The following is a 15105-nucleotide window of genomic DNA, read 5'->3' on the forward strand; positions in this document are numbered from 1 at the left end:
AGACTTAGGCAATGAGTGGTTTGAGAAAAATAGAAAGGATAAGCGAATCGCTTACCTAAAAAAAGAATTGAAGCAGTTGGAAACAGCCGCTTAACGAATTTAAAGGCCGATTTTTACTGGTGATAACATCCCGTTCATGAAACTGGCCTTGGCAGCAAAGCACACAGAGTTGTGATACATAAGCACGTAGATGAAATTTTCACAGTTCCTTGCTGCCTTTTTTAAGAAAAATTCTATGACGACTCAAAAAGTTGTTTGTCATTACATTGACCAAAAATAACGCTTTTAGCACTTTTTAACCCTAATTTGCCCTGTCGGGCTTAATATATTTTCAGATGAAAAAAGTTGTATTCCATCAATTTGGCAAGCCTTACGATATTTTAGCCGTAGAGGAAGTCGCTACCCCCGTTCCTAATGCCGATGAAGTACTTATCAAGGTGATAGCAAGCCCTATCAATCCCTCTGATATTATGTTTGTTCAGAATTTATATGGTATTCGACCTCATTTACCCTCTGGCGCGGGTTTTGAAGGAGTGGGCATTGTAGAATCTGTTGGCGAAAACGTCAAAATACCCATAGGTACACGGGTAAGTTTTACCGGAATCGGGACCTGGGCAGCGTATGTTATTACCAATCACCGAACTTTGATACCCGTACCCGAAGCTATGCCAGATGATGTAGCAGCGCAGTTGTTTGTCAACCCCTTTACGGCAGTAGCAATGGTAGAAGAATCAGGCGTAAAAAGCGGGGAATGGCTCATGATTACAGCAGCCGCCTCGGCGCTCGGCAAAATGGTGATTCAGATTTGTAAAATGAGAGGAATCAAAACCATCGGGACAGTACGCCATAATGACCATACAGAAGACCTTAAAAGCCTCGGAATGGATGAAGTAGTGAATACCTCAGAAGAAAATCTTCCTAAAAAAGTCCAACATATCACCAAATACGAAGGCGTAAAAGCGGTACTAGAGTGTGTAGGTGGCCACACCGCAAGCGAAGCCGTGAAATGTATGAGTAGAGGAGGATTAATGCTTATATACGGCTCACTTAGTCTTCAAGACCCTCAAGTAAATGTAGGACTGATGATATTTAAAGAACTGACATTGAGGGGATTTTGGCTTACTGATTGGATGCGTAGGGTAGATACCAATACTCGTCAAAGAGTATCTCAAGAAGTAATAAACCTACTTGTAACTGGTCAAGTACAAATACCTATAGAAGCAGTATATGGATTGGATGAAATCAAAAAAGCAGTTTCTCATGCCGAAGCATCAGGACGATGGGGTAAGGTCTTACTCAAGCCTTAAATCTATTTTAGAGTAATGTTGATAGAACTTTTATTGTAAGCGGCAAAGCATCCAAGTCCATTTTGGATATTAGTTGGAATCAGAGTAGGTTCGCTAAAGGGGTTGTCGTCATCAAACGAGCGGACGGTTCGGTGATAATCATAGTAGTTTTTATCACAACTAAGAAGCATTAAAGTTACTTGTCGGGAGTTTTGTACGGGGCGAGTGAGCGTATAAGCGCTTATTCTACCAGCGTCTGAAATCATGGTTTCCCCATCAACATTTTGGTCTGATACCAAATCTCCAAGACGACTTTTATCCCTGAAGTTGATATTAGTAATATTGGGCATCATTTGATAGTTGTTAGGCCCTGTTTGTATTTTTTCTATTTGGAATAAATAGCCCGCTACTCGGTAATAATTAACCTGATTTGGAACGTCTTGCCATACGATGCGGTATAGATAGTCGTAATAAGTTTGAGCTGAAGAAAACATGGAGGTTGAAAGTGTAGAATCAAATTTTATTTCTTTGATAAATGTGGCCTTAGGGACAGTACAAGACGATTGAACTGTTTGGTCACCAAGGGTGACTTTCAAAGAATAAGTTTGACCTTCCACGATAGGCATTTCTTTTACAGATATTCGGTACACCAAATCTTTGGTATTGAAAGGAAGTTTGACTTCCCGATTTTGGCTAGAAAGCAAAACAGTTGCCCCTGTTAAAGAAGCCGAACTGCCAGTATTATTATATATATTTCCTAGTACTTCGTTGCTTCGATTTACCATGATATTGATTGCGGTATCTTGAGGAGAGAGATACCCATGTACCACTAGTTTGTTAACGGTCTGAGGCAATAGACTAGGATCAACATCTTTGATGAGGGTATCACAAGCAGTAAATACGCCTAACAGAAGCAGAGTAGCGATTGTTGCAACTATTTTCACAGTTCTAAAATTTAAAGTTATAGCTCAAGGTAGGCACAATCGGGAAAACCGAAACGCGTTGTAATACTCTTTCATTGCTGATGACTTTGCCAGCGCTATCGTATACGGGGCGAGTGATTAAATTATAAAAAAATGGATTTCGCCGATTATATAAATTATAGACACTTAATTCCCAAGTACGTTCGTGATAGCGCTTTTTCTTGTGAAATTGGAGACTTAAATCAAAACGATGATAGGGCTCAGCTCGAAAGCTATTTTTAGGACCATAGTCACTTACCGCTCTTCCTCCTCCAAAAGTAGTATTGATTAAAGAAGAGTTGTTGTTACTTAAATAGGGAATAGTGGCATTCTGAAAAGCCGTATAATTACTTTGAGGCAGAGTGAGGGCATTGCCTGTACCATATACCCAAGTCCCTGACAACGTGACACGCGGTGAAAGCTCATAAATACCCACAATAGAAAAATCATGGCGTCGGTCATAGCGAGGAAAGAAAGTTTTGCCAGCATTAAGCTCCGCAAATTGCCATTGAGTCCAAGATAGGGTATAGCCAATCCAACCCGACAGTTTCCCTGTTTTTTTCTGTAACAATATTTCTGCTCCATACGACCAGCCTCTACCCGCCGTGAGATTATCATCCCAGCGGATTTTATCGGCTCCTTCAGGGCCATCTATCAATAAAAAACTTGCTCCTTCTTTATAGTTAACGATGTTGTTCATGGTTTTGTAATAACCTTCAATCGACAAAGCAAGTCCTTTTTTGCTGAAATCTTTGGCAAAACCCGCCGCAACCTGACCTGATTGCTGAGGCGCGATTTTGTCGGTACTTGGTACCCAAAGATCAGTAGGTAATCCTATCCCTGTATTGGAAAGTAAATGGATGTACTGATTCATACGAGCATAGGAAGCTTTGAAAGACAAATCCGAACGCAACATAAAGGCTGCTGAGATACGAGGCTCAGGGCGTAGATAGCGTTTTGTCTCAGCCTGAAAATAACTTAACCTTAACCCCGCATTTACTTTCAACCTATTGGTAGGCTTCCATGTATCTTCTACATATATCCCCGATTCTACATTGTCTAAAGCCTCTACTTCCGTTTTAAATTGTGCAATGTCGGAATCTTTGACCACTACGGCACTAGGGGTAAACCGATGCAAGGTAGTCGAAACGCCAAAACGTAAAGCATGCTGTGGATTAGGAAAATAATCAACGTCATATTTTAACCCCCAATCTCTCACTCCAGAGCTGTATCTAAGTTCGTATTCGTTCTGGGTAGTTCCACTGGTGCGGGTATCTTTGGCGTAAATCTGAAATTTGTAATTACTAAAAATGAGCGAGGCATTCGAAAACATTTTCTCATTGAAGAGGTGATTCCAACGAACTGTGCCTGTAGCATTGCCCCAATTAAGCCCACCTTCGCTAGAAGAAGACGAACTTTTGTCTCTAAAAAAAAATCGATCTTGTCCGAAATAGCCACTAGCGTATAGTTTATTTTTTTGTCCAAAATCATAATTTAGTTTAGCATTCAAGTCGTAAAAATAATATCCTCCGGTACTATTACCGTCGTTTTGGGCAGCAATGAGCGGGCGAGCCAAAAGGTCAAGATAAGTACGCCTCCCTGATACTAAAAAAGAAGATTTGCCTTTTTTGATTGGGCCTTCAAGGGTAAGTCGTGAAGCAATGAGCCCCCCGCCTCCTTCTCCGTGAAGTTTTTCTTTATTACCTTCTTTCATATTAAGTTCAATGACCGACGAAAGGCGCCCTCCAAAACGAGCCGGAAATCCCCCCTTGATAAGTTCTACGCTTTTGAGCGCATCTCCATTAAACACTGAGAAAAACCCAAACAAATGACTTACATTATAGACGGGGGCATCGTCCAGAATCACAAGGTTTTGATCGGGGCCGCCTCCTCTTACATAGATACCCGTTTGTCCTTCCGAGCCTTTTTGTACACCAGGCATTAACTGTAATACGCGTAGCACATCTTTTTCACCCAAAAAAGCTGGAATTTTCTTGATTTGCTGTACCGGAATATCGATTCGGCTCATCTGAGGCGATTCGCTGATACGCTCATTGTCACGCTTACCAGAGACTACCACTTCTTCCAGTTGCCGCCCTATCGGCGCTAAAGAGATATTTAGTTCAGTGTTTTTGTTTAATCGAAAAGTACGCTGTACGGTTTCGTATCCCACAAAAGAAAAGGCTATTGTGACAGAATCATTGCTAGGGAGAGTCAAAGAATAAAAACCGTAAGTATTGGAAGTTGTGCCAGTATTGGTTCCGGGTAAAAAAACATTTACACCAATGAGCTGCTCTTGACTCCCTTGCTCTCTCACAAATCCACTTACCGTAAAGCGTTGCTGAGCACAAATCGACAAAGAGAAAAGAGAAAAAAATAAAAAGTACCTCATTCGATGGCTGTTTAGGTAATGAGTCGTAAGTTTGAATTTTTATTTTTAATAACGAGCCTATTACATAAAATAGTGTCAACCCTAGATTTATAAAGGTGACATCAGGCTCTAAACGTATAGATTGAGATGCAAACTATTCTTATTCTTAATGCCCGTATCGTCAATGAAGGACAAATCTTAGAACAAGACATTTTAGTAAAAAATGGTTTTATCGATACCATAGCGCCTAATCTTTCGCATCTAGTGGTCGACCGTCTCATTGATGCCAAAGGGCAGTATGTTTTGCCAGGGGTTATTGATGACCAAGTACATTTTAGAGAACCCGGACTCACTCACAAAGCATCTATCTATACCGAAGCCAAAGCTGCCGTAGCTGGCGGAGTGACTTCCTTTATGGAAATGCCCAATACAGTTCCTAATGCCCTTACTCAAGCGTTGTTGGAAGATAAGTACCAAATTGCTTCTAAAACATCGTTGGCCAACTACTCTTTTTTCATGGGGGCATCCAACGACAATTATGATGAGGTCATGAAAACAATCTGCCCTGATGTATGTGGCATCAAGATTTTTATGGGTTCTTCTACTGGCAATATGCTAGTTGATTCGCCTGATGTGCTAGAAAAGTTATTTTCAACGGCTCCTTGTCTCATTGCAACCCACTGTGAAGATGAGCCTACAGTACGTCAACGTACCGAAATGTTTAAAGAACGCTACGGAGACCAAGTCCCCTATGATATTCATGCCCTGATTCGAAACGAAGAAGCTTGCTTGAAATCGTCGTCGTTGGCGGTGAGCCTTGCCCAAAAATATGGCACCCGTTTACACATATTGCATATTTCGACGGGCGAAGAAACTTCACTTTTTGAGATAGGAAGTTATGGAAATTCATCCATAAGCGATATAGAAAAGCGGCAAAAAAAAATCACATCCGAAGCCTGTGTACACCACTTATGGTTTGACGCCGAAGACTACCATCGACTCGGAAATTTGATAAAGTGCAATCCCGCTATCAAAGCGCCTCATCACAAAGAACAAATACTACAGGCCGTTTTAGACAATCGTATCGATGTAATTGCGACCGACCACGCACCTCATACCTGGGAAGAAAAATCCAAAGGATATTGGGCTGCCCCTTCAGGCTTACCTTTGGTGCAGCATTCTCTCAATATCATGCTTGAATTTGCAGCTCAAGGCAAAATCTCCCTCGAAAGAGTAGTGGAGAAAATGAGCCACGCCGTAGCAGATGTATTTAGAATCGAAAAACGTGGCTACATTCGAGAAGGGTATTGGGCAGATTTGGTACTGGTTGATTTGAATCAAACTACCTTCGTATCCAAAGAAAATATTTTATTCAAATGCGGTTGGTCTCCCCTAGAAGGTACAACGTTTCAATCTAAAGTGACTCATACATTGGTATCAGGGCATGTGGTTTATGAAAATGGTACTTTTGACGAATCGAAGCAAGGTAAACGTTTGCGTTTTTCTCATTAGGCATTAAAAGCTGACTTGGTTCACCCCACGTTTTATCCGTTTCATCGGGAATAAGAGCGCGTTTGTCATTTTTTTTTGGTGTGATGCAACCTTCCATCACACCTTTGCATCATAATGTTGTGTGAAGCAAATCTTCAATGTTTATGTGACAAACGGATGGATTTAGCGAAGAGCCAAAAACACCTACCACTTATCCTGAAAATTTGCCTTTTATCACTAATCAAGCAAAAAACAAGGTACTTTGTATTGCATAATACCATAGCAAACATATATCTTTGTATCAACATTACAGCCAGACAATAAATAGATAAAAAAATCGACCATTTTAAAAACCCGTACAGTCATGAAAGCTATCACCCTCGCCGCCGTTTTGTGTTTGTTAAGCACTTCTGCTTTTTCGATTGGTCGCCCTCACAATATCTTTGCTAACCACAAGGCTTTAGTGGAACGTACAGCGGCAAGTCAACCGAAAAAAGTAAACGTAACCCCGAGTACTTCGGTATTGAAAGAAGTGACTACCAAAGCACAAAATGGCGCAGAGGAAACTCGTCAAGCTGTTTCGACTATTGGGAGTATCGTGGCACTATTTTGGAAATTAATCAATTCATAACAACAAAGCGATAAGTCTAAGCGCTTTTGTATATATCCTTTCAAAATTTAAACCAACTATATCAAGTTGGTTTTTTTTGTGTCAATTCTTATTGAGCAAGTCTTACGACTTGAAATAACTTTTGTATTCTTTGGTCCAATGGTAAGCCCCAAAAGCAGCAATAAAGCAAAACACAAAATACAAAAGTGAATAAAGCTTCACGTCTTTGATGTAGTACATGTAAGTAGCAATAATATCAATCAACAACCACATATACCAAGATTCAATTTTTTTACGAATCAACATAAAAGTCGCCACCACACTCATGATAGTCGTAAACGAATCCATGTAGGGAAAAGCACTGGGAATACTAAATAAGCGAGGAAACCACTCATGAAGATTTTTGGCAAAATGTCCCATCAGAAACGTCGCCCCTACCCCACTTATCCCAAGCATTATCCATTGGGTCGATGAAAGTTTACTTATTTTTAATTCATTTTTTTGGTTGGCCTCTTCTTCTTTAGGAAACTTCCACTGCCACCAGCCTATTAGGTTTGTAATAAAAAAGAAAACCTGCAAAAACATATCAGGATAAAGCTGGATTTGGTAGAACATCACAAAAGCTAGAACTACATTAAAAAGACCTATAATCCAACTCCATACATTTTCACGAGCCGACAACCACACCGCCACTGCCCCTGTAATCGTAGCCCAAAACTCCAAATGGCTCATTTTATAACCCAAAGCCTCAAAAAAAATGGTGTTAATATCAAAAAAATTCATTGTGTGTTCTTTGCGTGTTTGCTTGAATGGAAGTATGTTCACCAAACAAATTATTTTTTTGTACAATAGTGCAATTTTAGCTTGAAAAAGTCTATTTTGCGTCACATAACCCTCGAAGAATCATCCTCCAATATCAATATTATGGCAAAATCAGCAAAAACTAAAAAAGAAGTCGTAGCCGAAGTTCCCGCCCCAAAAAAAACTCGCAAAAAAGCTGAAACCGTACCCGAACCTATCGTAAATGACCCTTTGCAGGGTGTCGAAAATTACTCTCGGCTTACTGATTTTGATATATATCTTTTTAAATCTGGTAAACACTATAAGCTATACGAAAAGCTCGGCTCTCATGTAATGGAATACAAGGGAGTAATAGGGACTTACTTTGCCGTGTGGGCACCAAACGCCCAATACCTATCGGTCATTGGGGATTTTAATGGTTGGAACAAAGGAAGCCATCCTTTAAGCCTACGTTGGGACAACTCAGGAATATGGGAAGGTTTTGTGCCTCATATAGGGCGAGGCGAAGTTTATAAGTATTTTATTAAATCCAATATCAATGACGCCGAAATTGAGAAAGCCGACCCCTTTGCTCTTTGGTGCGAAGTAGCTCCCAAAACGGCTTCTGTAGTATGGGATACATGGCACGAATGGCAAGACGCTGAATGGTTGCGCAATCGCCGTAAACACAACTCTCTCACTTCGCCTATATCGGTATATGAAGTGCATTTGAGTTCGTGGATGCGCGACCCTGCTGAGCCTACAAGATTCTTAAACTATCGGGAAATCGCCGATAGTCTCGTAGGATACGTCAAAGATATGGGATTTACGCACGTAGAATTGATGCCTATTATGGAAGCCCCCTATCCTCCCTCATGGGGCTACCAAATCACGGGTTATTTTTCTTGCGCGTCGCGTATGGGTGCTCCACAAGATTTGATGTACCTCATTGAGCGTCTTCATCAGGAAGGCATCGGTGTGTATATGGATTGGGTGCCGTCGCATTTTCCGGGCGACGCCCACGGTCTTTTTGCGTTTGACGGAACGCACCTTTACGAACACGCCGACCCCCGTAAAGGCTATCACCCTGATTGGAAAAGCTTTATCTTCAACTATGGCCGCAATGAAGTCCGCTCCTTTCTTATTTCAAACGCTATATTTTGGCTTGATCGCTATCATGTAGATGGCCTCAGAGTAGACGCAGTCGCTTCAATGCTCTATCTTGATTATTCTCGTAAACACGGCGAATGGATTCCCAATGAATTTGGTGGACGCGAAAACCTAGAGGCCATTGCCTTTTTGCGTGAGCTAAACGTAGCTATTTTCAGCGAATTCCCAGATGCACAGACGATTGCCGAAGAATCTACGGCATTTCCCGGCGTATCTCGTCCTACATACATAGGAGGACTAGGTTTTGGGATGAAATGGATGATGGGCTGGATGAACGATACCCTCAAATATTTCCAAAAAGACCCTATGTATCGTCGTTGGCACCAAGACCAAATTACATTTAGTCTAGTATACGCCTTTTCCGAAAACTTCATGCTTCCTCTATCGCACGATGAAGTAGTATATGGTAAAGGCTCCCTACTTGATAAAATGCCCGGCGATGAGTGGAAACGCTTTGCCAATTTACGTCTTTTGTTTACTTATATGTACACACACCCAGGCACCAAGTTACTTTTTATGGGTGGGGAATTTGGCCAACTAAAAGAATGGAATTTTGAACAATCGCTTGATTGGCATCTCCTCCAACTTGCACCCCACAAAGGAGCCCAAAATTGTTTGAAATCATTGAATCATTTGCTCAAAAATCAACCTGCCCTTCACGACTATAACTTCTCTGCCGAGGGTTTTGAGTGGATTGATGCCCAAGACCGCGACAATAGTATCGTTGTTTTTTCACGCAAAGGAATTAATCCCAGCGATACTTTGGTGGTAGTTCTCAATATGACACCCACACCTCAAAGTGGCTACCGTATCGGAATTCCATCAGAAGGTGAATGGGAAGAAATTTTCAATAGTGATTCCTCAGATTTTTATGGAAGTGGCGTAAGCAATACCCAAAAAGTAGAAACAGAATCATTGAAATGGCACAATCAGCCACAGTCAACGGTGATTACAATTCCTCCTTTAGGTGGAATTGTTTTGAAGAAAAAATCTTAATCTATTTTTAAATCAACGATGGATTCTGTTTTTTTTACAAAAATCTTTTTTCATATCTTATTGAACATAAGATGATTGAATTCAATAAAAATAAATAGTTATTAGTTTCATCTTATTTATTGAAATTTTTATGTCTTTCTTGGCGTTAATTCAAATGTAGGGTTTATACACTAAACATTAACATACATTGCCATGAAAGACCGTATCTTGACCATCCTAGAAGAATTTGGCGTAGAGCGCCGTACCGTAACTGATCAGGTTCATTTTGTCAAAGATTTGGGCTTCGATAGCCTCGATACCGTAGATTTGATGATGAAACTTGAGCAGGAATTTGGACTTCGCATTCCAGATGAAGACTATCATAAACTCACTACTATGAGTAAATTGATGCAATATTTGGAAGAAGAACAAAACGTCGCTATGGCCTAAGAGGTCTTATTTCCAAACATTCATAGAGAGGATATAACTACCTAAGTTGTATCCTCTTTTCATATTTAGTTATTTCTTTTTGGATTTAGGTATGCACCCTCTTTTTTCGGACGAATATTACATGCAAATGGCGCTTTATGAGGCCGAAGCTGCCGCCGAAGCGGGCGAAATCCCCGTGGGAGCCGTTGTGGTGTGCCAAAATCGCGTGATTGCGAAGACCTTCAACCACACCGAAAAACTCTCCGACGTCACGGCTCATGCCGAAATCCTTGCCATCACCGCCGCCGCCGAATACTTAGGAAGCAAATACCTCAAAGATTGCACACTCTATGTGACCCTCGAACCCTGTGTAATGTGTGCAGGAGCGCTTTATTGGTCTCAAATCAGCAAAATTGTATATGGTGCTTCCGACGAAAAACGCGGCTTTTCGCTCATTCAACCTTCTATTTTACATCCAAAAACTATCGTTAAAAAAGGCGTTTTAGAGGTAGAAATATCCCAATTGTTGAAGAAATTTTTCCTCAAGCTGCGAACGTAATCGGCTGGCATGGTGTTTTGGAGTCGAATCTTAATTTTTTAAAACTTCATAAATTCAATATCTACTATGGCTTTTACATTAGCTCCTTTGCCCTACGCCTCTGATGCGTTAGAGCCTCATTTTGACCAAGCTACCATGGAAATCCACCACGGTCGTCATCATAATACCTACGTTACCAACCTCAATAACGCGGTAGCAGGTACCCCCAACGAAGATAAAAGCTTAGAAGAATTGGTAGCCAATGCGGGTGCTATTTCACCAGCAGTACGCAACAACGGCGGTGGTCACTGGAATCACACTTTCTTTTGGGGAATTTTGTCGCCCAACGGCGGTGGAGAACCCGTAGGTGCTTTGGCTGAAGCTATTGATGCAAAATTTGGCTCATTCAGCGCTTTCAAAGATGAATTCAAAAAAGCAGCGCTTGGCCGCTTTGGCTCAGGATGGGCATGGCTTATCAAAACCGAAGATGGAGGCGTAGCGATTACTTCTACTCCTAACCAAGACAATCCTTTGATGGACATCGCCGATGTAAAAGGAACCCCTATCATCGGACTTGATGTATGGGAGCACGCTTATTATTTGAAATACCAAAACAAACGCCCTGATTACGTGGATGCGTTTTGGAATGTAGTAGATTGGAACGTAGCAGAAGCTAATTTTCAAGGCTAAGTAACCTTTTAAGATAAAACCTATAGCTACGGCGACAAACTGTGTAAAACGGCAGTTTGTCGCCGTAATTATTTTTTAAAGTTCCATCATATAATATTGCAACGCCCTCACTCTCAAACACGTAAGACCGTTAGATAAACTTATTGGGGTTTGTTTGTGTTTTCCCCTTAAATTTGCAATCATCAAAATCTTAATTTGTTCACATTGACACCTTCCATGGCAGCAATAAATTGTTCTTTTTGCGGTAGGCGCAAAAACGAGGTTCAACTTCTCCTTTCTGGAATTGATGCCCATATCTGTAATTTCTGCATCGAACAGGGCTATGGCGTAGTTCAGGAGGAATTGTATCCTAAAAAGAAAAAGGAAAAAACGAGCACACCTAAGTTCAACCTTGTCAAACCCCTTGAAATCAAACGCTATCTTGACCAGTATGTGATTGGTCAAGATGAAGCCAAGAAAACCTTATCTGTAGCGGTGTACAATCACTACAAACGCCTCATGCAGCCCAAATCTCAGGATGAGGTGACTATCGAAAAAACCAACATCATCATGGTGGGTGAAACAGGTACAGGTAAAACTTACTTGGCACGTACCATTGCGAAGATGTTGCAAGTGCCTTTTTGTATTGCTGATGCGACCGTGGTCACCGAAGCCGGTTATGTGGGCGAAGACGTAGAAACGATTCTGACCCGCCTTCTTCAAGCGGCAGATTACAACGCCGAAGCCGCCGAAAGAGGTATTGTGTTTATTGATGAAATCGACAAAATAGCCCGCAAAAGCGATAATCCTTCTATCACTCGTGATGTGAGCGGCGAAGGAGTACAGCAAGCCCTCCTCAAGCTATTGGAAGGGTCTATCGTAAACGTTCCGCCCCAAGGAGGCCGTAAACACCCCGACCAAAAACTCATCCCACTCAATACCGAAAATATCCTTTTCATTTGTGGTGGAGCTTTTGATGGTATCGAGCGCCATATTGCCAAACGTATCAACTCCCGTCCCATAGGATTTACCAACGACCGCCGTTTGGGTGAGATTTTTGATAAAGGCAATTTCCTGAGATATGTAGCAGCGCAAGACCTTAAGTCTTTTGGTTTGATTCCAGAATTGATAGGCCGTCTTCCAGCATTGACTCACCTCAACCCGCTTGATGCTGATGCCTTGCGTCAAATTTTGACAGAGCCTAAAAATGCCCTCACCAAACAATACCAAAAATTGTTTGCGATGGAAGGCATCAAACTAAATTTTGACGAAGACGTACTAGAATACATTGTAGCTCAGGCACTTACTTACAAATTAGGGGCTAGAGGATTACGGTCAATTTGCGAAGCTATCATGACCGATGCTATGTTTGACCTTCCTTCGATGAAAGATGTTACGGAGTTTACACTTACGCTTGATTATGCTCGTGAAAAATTTGAGCGTTCCTCGCTGTATGTGCTAAAATCTGTTGCTTAGCATACCCCCATTTTTTTCTTTTTTGACTTTCCCAAGTTAATTCTACTCAAACAAAAAGAGTAAGATCATAACTTGGGAAGTCTTTTTTTAGCTATATTCATCCCCACCAAAACACAGATTTTAGCGTATGAAAACCTTAGTACTTTTGCATGGCCACGGAGTTGACTCTAAAATATGGGAGCCTCTAAGCACAAAACTTTCCGATTACCAAGTACTCACTCCCGATTATTCATCAGAGGTAGCTTACCAAAGTATCGAAGCTTATGTCGATTGGCTCTATCAATGGCTGATTTCGGTGGGTGTTGAAAAATGCACTTTACTAGGTCATTCGATGGGAGGCTATATTGCCTTAGCTTTTGCCGAGAAATATCCTGATTTGTTAGAAGGCTTTGGTCTTTTTCATTCCACGGCCTATGCCGACGACGAAGCCAAAAAAGAACAGCGTAAAAAAACACTGGCATTTATGGAAAATCACGGAGCGGCAGCTTTTATCCGCCAATCAGGCCCTAACATGTATGCCGAAGAATTTGCCGAGAAAAACCCAGAAATCGTCAAAAATCACGTGGAGCGATATAGTCAACTTCCCACAGAGGCTGTCATTACGGGATTTAAAGCTATTATGAATCGCCCTGACCGTACCCACATACTTAGCGAAACCTCCCTTCCCGTTTTATTCATTTTTGGAAAACAAGATAAGCTCATTGTATTCGAAAAGAACATCGGCCTTTCCGAACTCCCCCCCAAAGCTTCTACGGTGATTTTGACCGAAGCAGGCCACATGGGCATGATTGAAGACACAGATGCTTGTGCAGACTCCATCAAAACTTTCCTAGAAACCAACTAAGTGATTTTATCCGCTCATCTTCTCTGTATTGCCATTTGTCAATGTGGAAGAATCTACGGAACTTTGACCACTGTTTTGGGATTATGAGTCCGAAACAGTTCACAACTAACCCACGCGTAAGCGATGATTTCTAACGAACTTCTATTTTTTGGAGCCTTCTCGCTCTTTGTTATCTTCATAATGCTCATCGACCTTGGTGTGTTCACCAAACAAAAAAGCCACATCGTTAGCTTCAAAGAAGCTGGGATTTGGAGCGCTGTTTGGGTAGCTTTATCGGTTGGTTTTTATTTTTTTATTAAAAACTACGGCTATTTGGTGCATGATGTCTCGGATCTGGAGCATCTTGAGGCTATTGTCAGCAAATATGCGAATCACCTGAAGCTAGTACCCGGCAATTTTGAAGAAAGTTTACAAATTTTTCAAAACAACATGGCCCTTGAATATATCACGGGCTATTTGGTGGAGTATTCTCTCTCGGCCGACAATATTTTTGTATTTATTTTGATTTTTAGCTCTTTCGGAGTTCACGAAAAATTCTACAAAAAAGTACTCATCTGGGGGATTTCGGGGGCGGTATTACTCCGCTTTGTATTTATATTCGTAGGTGCAGCTTTGCTCCAAAAATTTGAATGGATTATTTATATCTTCGGTGCTTTTTTGGTATATACAGGTATCAAGATTTTGTTTCAAAAAGAAGAGGACGAACAAATCAATCCCAACGAGCATATTGCGGTAAAGTTTGCGTCTAAGTACTTCAATGTGTATAAAAGAAATGTCATTGATCATTTCTTTGTCTATCACAAACGTTATAAAAAATGGTATATCACCCCCATTTTTGTGGTTGTGATTGTGATTGCTTTTACCGATTTGATTTTTGCGGTAGATTCTATTCCGGCCATTTTTTCAATTACCAAAGACCCTTACATTGTATTTTTCTCCAATGTTTTTGCCATTATGGGGCTTCGCTCGATGTTCTTCTTTTTGTCGAGTATCATGGACAAATTCCATTATCTCAAGCCTGGTCTTGGTATATTGCTGTCATACATAGGGATCAAAATGCTGGCTCACCACTACCTAGAGGCATGGGGCTTTAAAACGATTTATTCGCTTTATATCATTGTGGGGATTTTATCGGTCGCCGTTATTGCGTCTCTCTTATTTCCTAAAAAACCCGAACCCGCAACGACCCCATGATTTATCACCTCGTAAGTCCAGCGTATTGGGCACAGTTTGAGCAAGAGGCCACCTACATTAGCGAGTCTCTTGCCACCGAAACTTTCATCCATTGTAGCCGACACGAGCAGATTGCTGGGGTACTAGAGCGCTTTTATGGCGATGTTTCAGAGTTGCTATTACTTCACATTGATGAGACAAAGCTCACATCGCCGCTTTTGTACGAAGCTGTACCGGATAGTACCGAAACTTTTCCACACGTTTATGGGCCGATTAACCGAGAGGCGATTGTAAAAATAAGTTGGGGCAAGCGAAGTTAGGGATGATTTGC

14 protein-coding genes are annotated in these 15105 nt (G+C 41.3%); 11 read left to right on the forward strand and 3 right to left on the reverse strand.

Features of this window, described 5'->3' with window-relative positions; all coding sequences use genetic code 11:
• Positions 1–335 precede the first annotated feature (335 nt).
• A complete protein-coding gene (locus tag G563_RS0103665) occupies positions 336–1307 on the forward strand; it encodes a zinc-dependent alcohol dehydrogenase family protein (RefSeq protein WP_028664109.1) in 972 nt (323 codons plus the stop codon).
• Positions 1308–1309: 2 nt separating this feature from the next.
• Here the strand turns inward: G563_RS0103665 and G563_RS0103670 are convergent, their stop codons facing one another.
• A complete protein-coding gene (locus G563_RS0103670) occupies positions 1310–2230 on the reverse strand; it encodes a DUF4249 domain-containing protein (RefSeq protein WP_028664110.1) in 921 nt (306 codons plus the stop codon).
• A 4-nt stretch (positions 2231–2234) separates the two neighbouring features.
• Positions 2235–4640, reverse strand: coding sequence for a TonB-dependent receptor (locus tag G563_RS0103675; protein ID WP_028664111.1), 2406 nt, complete (start codon positions 4638–4640; stop codon positions 2235–2237).
• A gap of 126 nt (positions 4641–4766) precedes the next feature.
• Here G563_RS0103675 and G563_RS0103680 point away from each other — a divergent pair, with 126 nt between their 5' ends.
• Both G563_RS0103680 and G563_RS0103685 read left to right on the forward strand, forming a co-directional pair.
• Positions 4767–6131, forward strand: coding sequence for a dihydroorotase (locus G563_RS0103680; protein WP_028664112.1), 1365 nt, complete (start codon positions 4767–4769; stop codon positions 6129–6131).
• A 343-nt stretch (positions 6132–6474) separates the two neighbouring features.
• The gene (locus G563_RS0103685) at positions 6475–6741 is read left to right on the forward strand and encodes a hypothetical protein (protein ID WP_028664113.1); all 267 of its coding nucleotides are present in this window, start codon (positions 6475–6477) and stop codon (positions 6739–6741) included.
• A gap of 102 nt (positions 6742–6843) precedes the next feature.
• On the opposite strand, the gene pnuC is transcribed toward G563_RS0103685, so the two are convergent.
• Positions 6844–7503 (reverse strand): nicotinamide riboside transporter PnuC, encoded by a 660-nt coding sequence (pnuC, locus tag G563_RS0103690; protein ID WP_028664114.1) that lies wholly within the window; start codon positions 7501–7503, stop codon positions 6844–6846.
• Positions 7504–7644: 141 nt separating this feature from the next.
• Between pnuC and glgB the strand changes: the two genes are divergently transcribed.
• From glgB to G563_RS0103730, 8 genes are all read left to right on the forward strand, one after another.
• Positions 7645–9666, forward strand: a complete 2022-nt coding sequence (gene glgB, locus G563_RS0103695; protein ID WP_028664115.1) for a 1,4-alpha-glucan branching protein GlgB — start codon at positions 7645–7647, stop codon at positions 9664–9666.
• Positions 9667–9858: 192 nt separating this feature from the next.
• Positions 9859–10095 carry an acyl carrier protein gene (locus G563_RS0103700; protein ID WP_028664116.1) on the forward strand — a complete coding sequence of 79 codons (237 nt, stop codon included), beginning with the start codon at positions 9859–9861 and terminating at the stop codon, positions 10093–10095.
• A 91-nt stretch (positions 10096–10186) separates the two neighbouring features.
• On the forward strand, positions 10187–10633 hold the full coding sequence (locus G563_RS0103705; RefSeq protein ID WP_028664117.1) for a nucleoside deaminase: 447 nt from the start codon (positions 10187–10189) through the stop codon (positions 10631–10633).
• 66 nt (positions 10634–10699) lie between these two features.
• Entirely contained in the window at positions 10700–11302 is a 603-nt protein-coding gene (locus G563_RS0103710) for a superoxide dismutase (RefSeq protein ID WP_028664118.1), read from the forward strand.
• A 216-nt stretch (positions 11303–11518) separates the two neighbouring features.
• A complete protein-coding gene (clpX, locus tag G563_RS0103715; protein ID WP_028664119.1) occupies positions 11519–12757 on the forward strand; it encodes an ATP-dependent Clp protease ATP-binding subunit ClpX in 1239 nt (412 codons plus the stop codon).
• A gap of 127 nt (positions 12758–12884) precedes the next feature.
• Entirely contained in the window at positions 12885–13601 is a 717-nt protein-coding gene (locus tag G563_RS0103720; RefSeq protein WP_028664120.1) for an alpha/beta fold hydrolase, read from the forward strand.
• A 123-nt stretch (positions 13602–13724) separates the two neighbouring features.
• The gene (locus tag G563_RS0103725; RefSeq protein WP_028664121.1) at positions 13725–14795 is read left to right on the forward strand and encodes a TerC/Alx family metal homeostasis membrane protein; all 1071 of its coding nucleotides are present in this window, start codon (positions 13725–13727) and stop codon (positions 14793–14795) included.
• Positions 14792–15094, forward strand: a complete 303-nt coding sequence (locus G563_RS0103730; RefSeq protein WP_028664122.1) for a DUF952 domain-containing protein — start codon at positions 14792–14794, stop codon at positions 15092–15094. Before G563_RS0103725 ends, G563_RS0103730 begins: the two co-directional genes overlap by 4 nt.
• Positions 15095–15105 lie beyond the last annotated feature (11 nt).

This window comes from Runella zeae DSM 19591, from assembly GCF_000423565.1.
GTDB classification, from domain to species: domain Bacteria; phylum Bacteroidota; class Bacteroidia; order Cytophagales; family Spirosomataceae; genus Runella; species Runella zeae.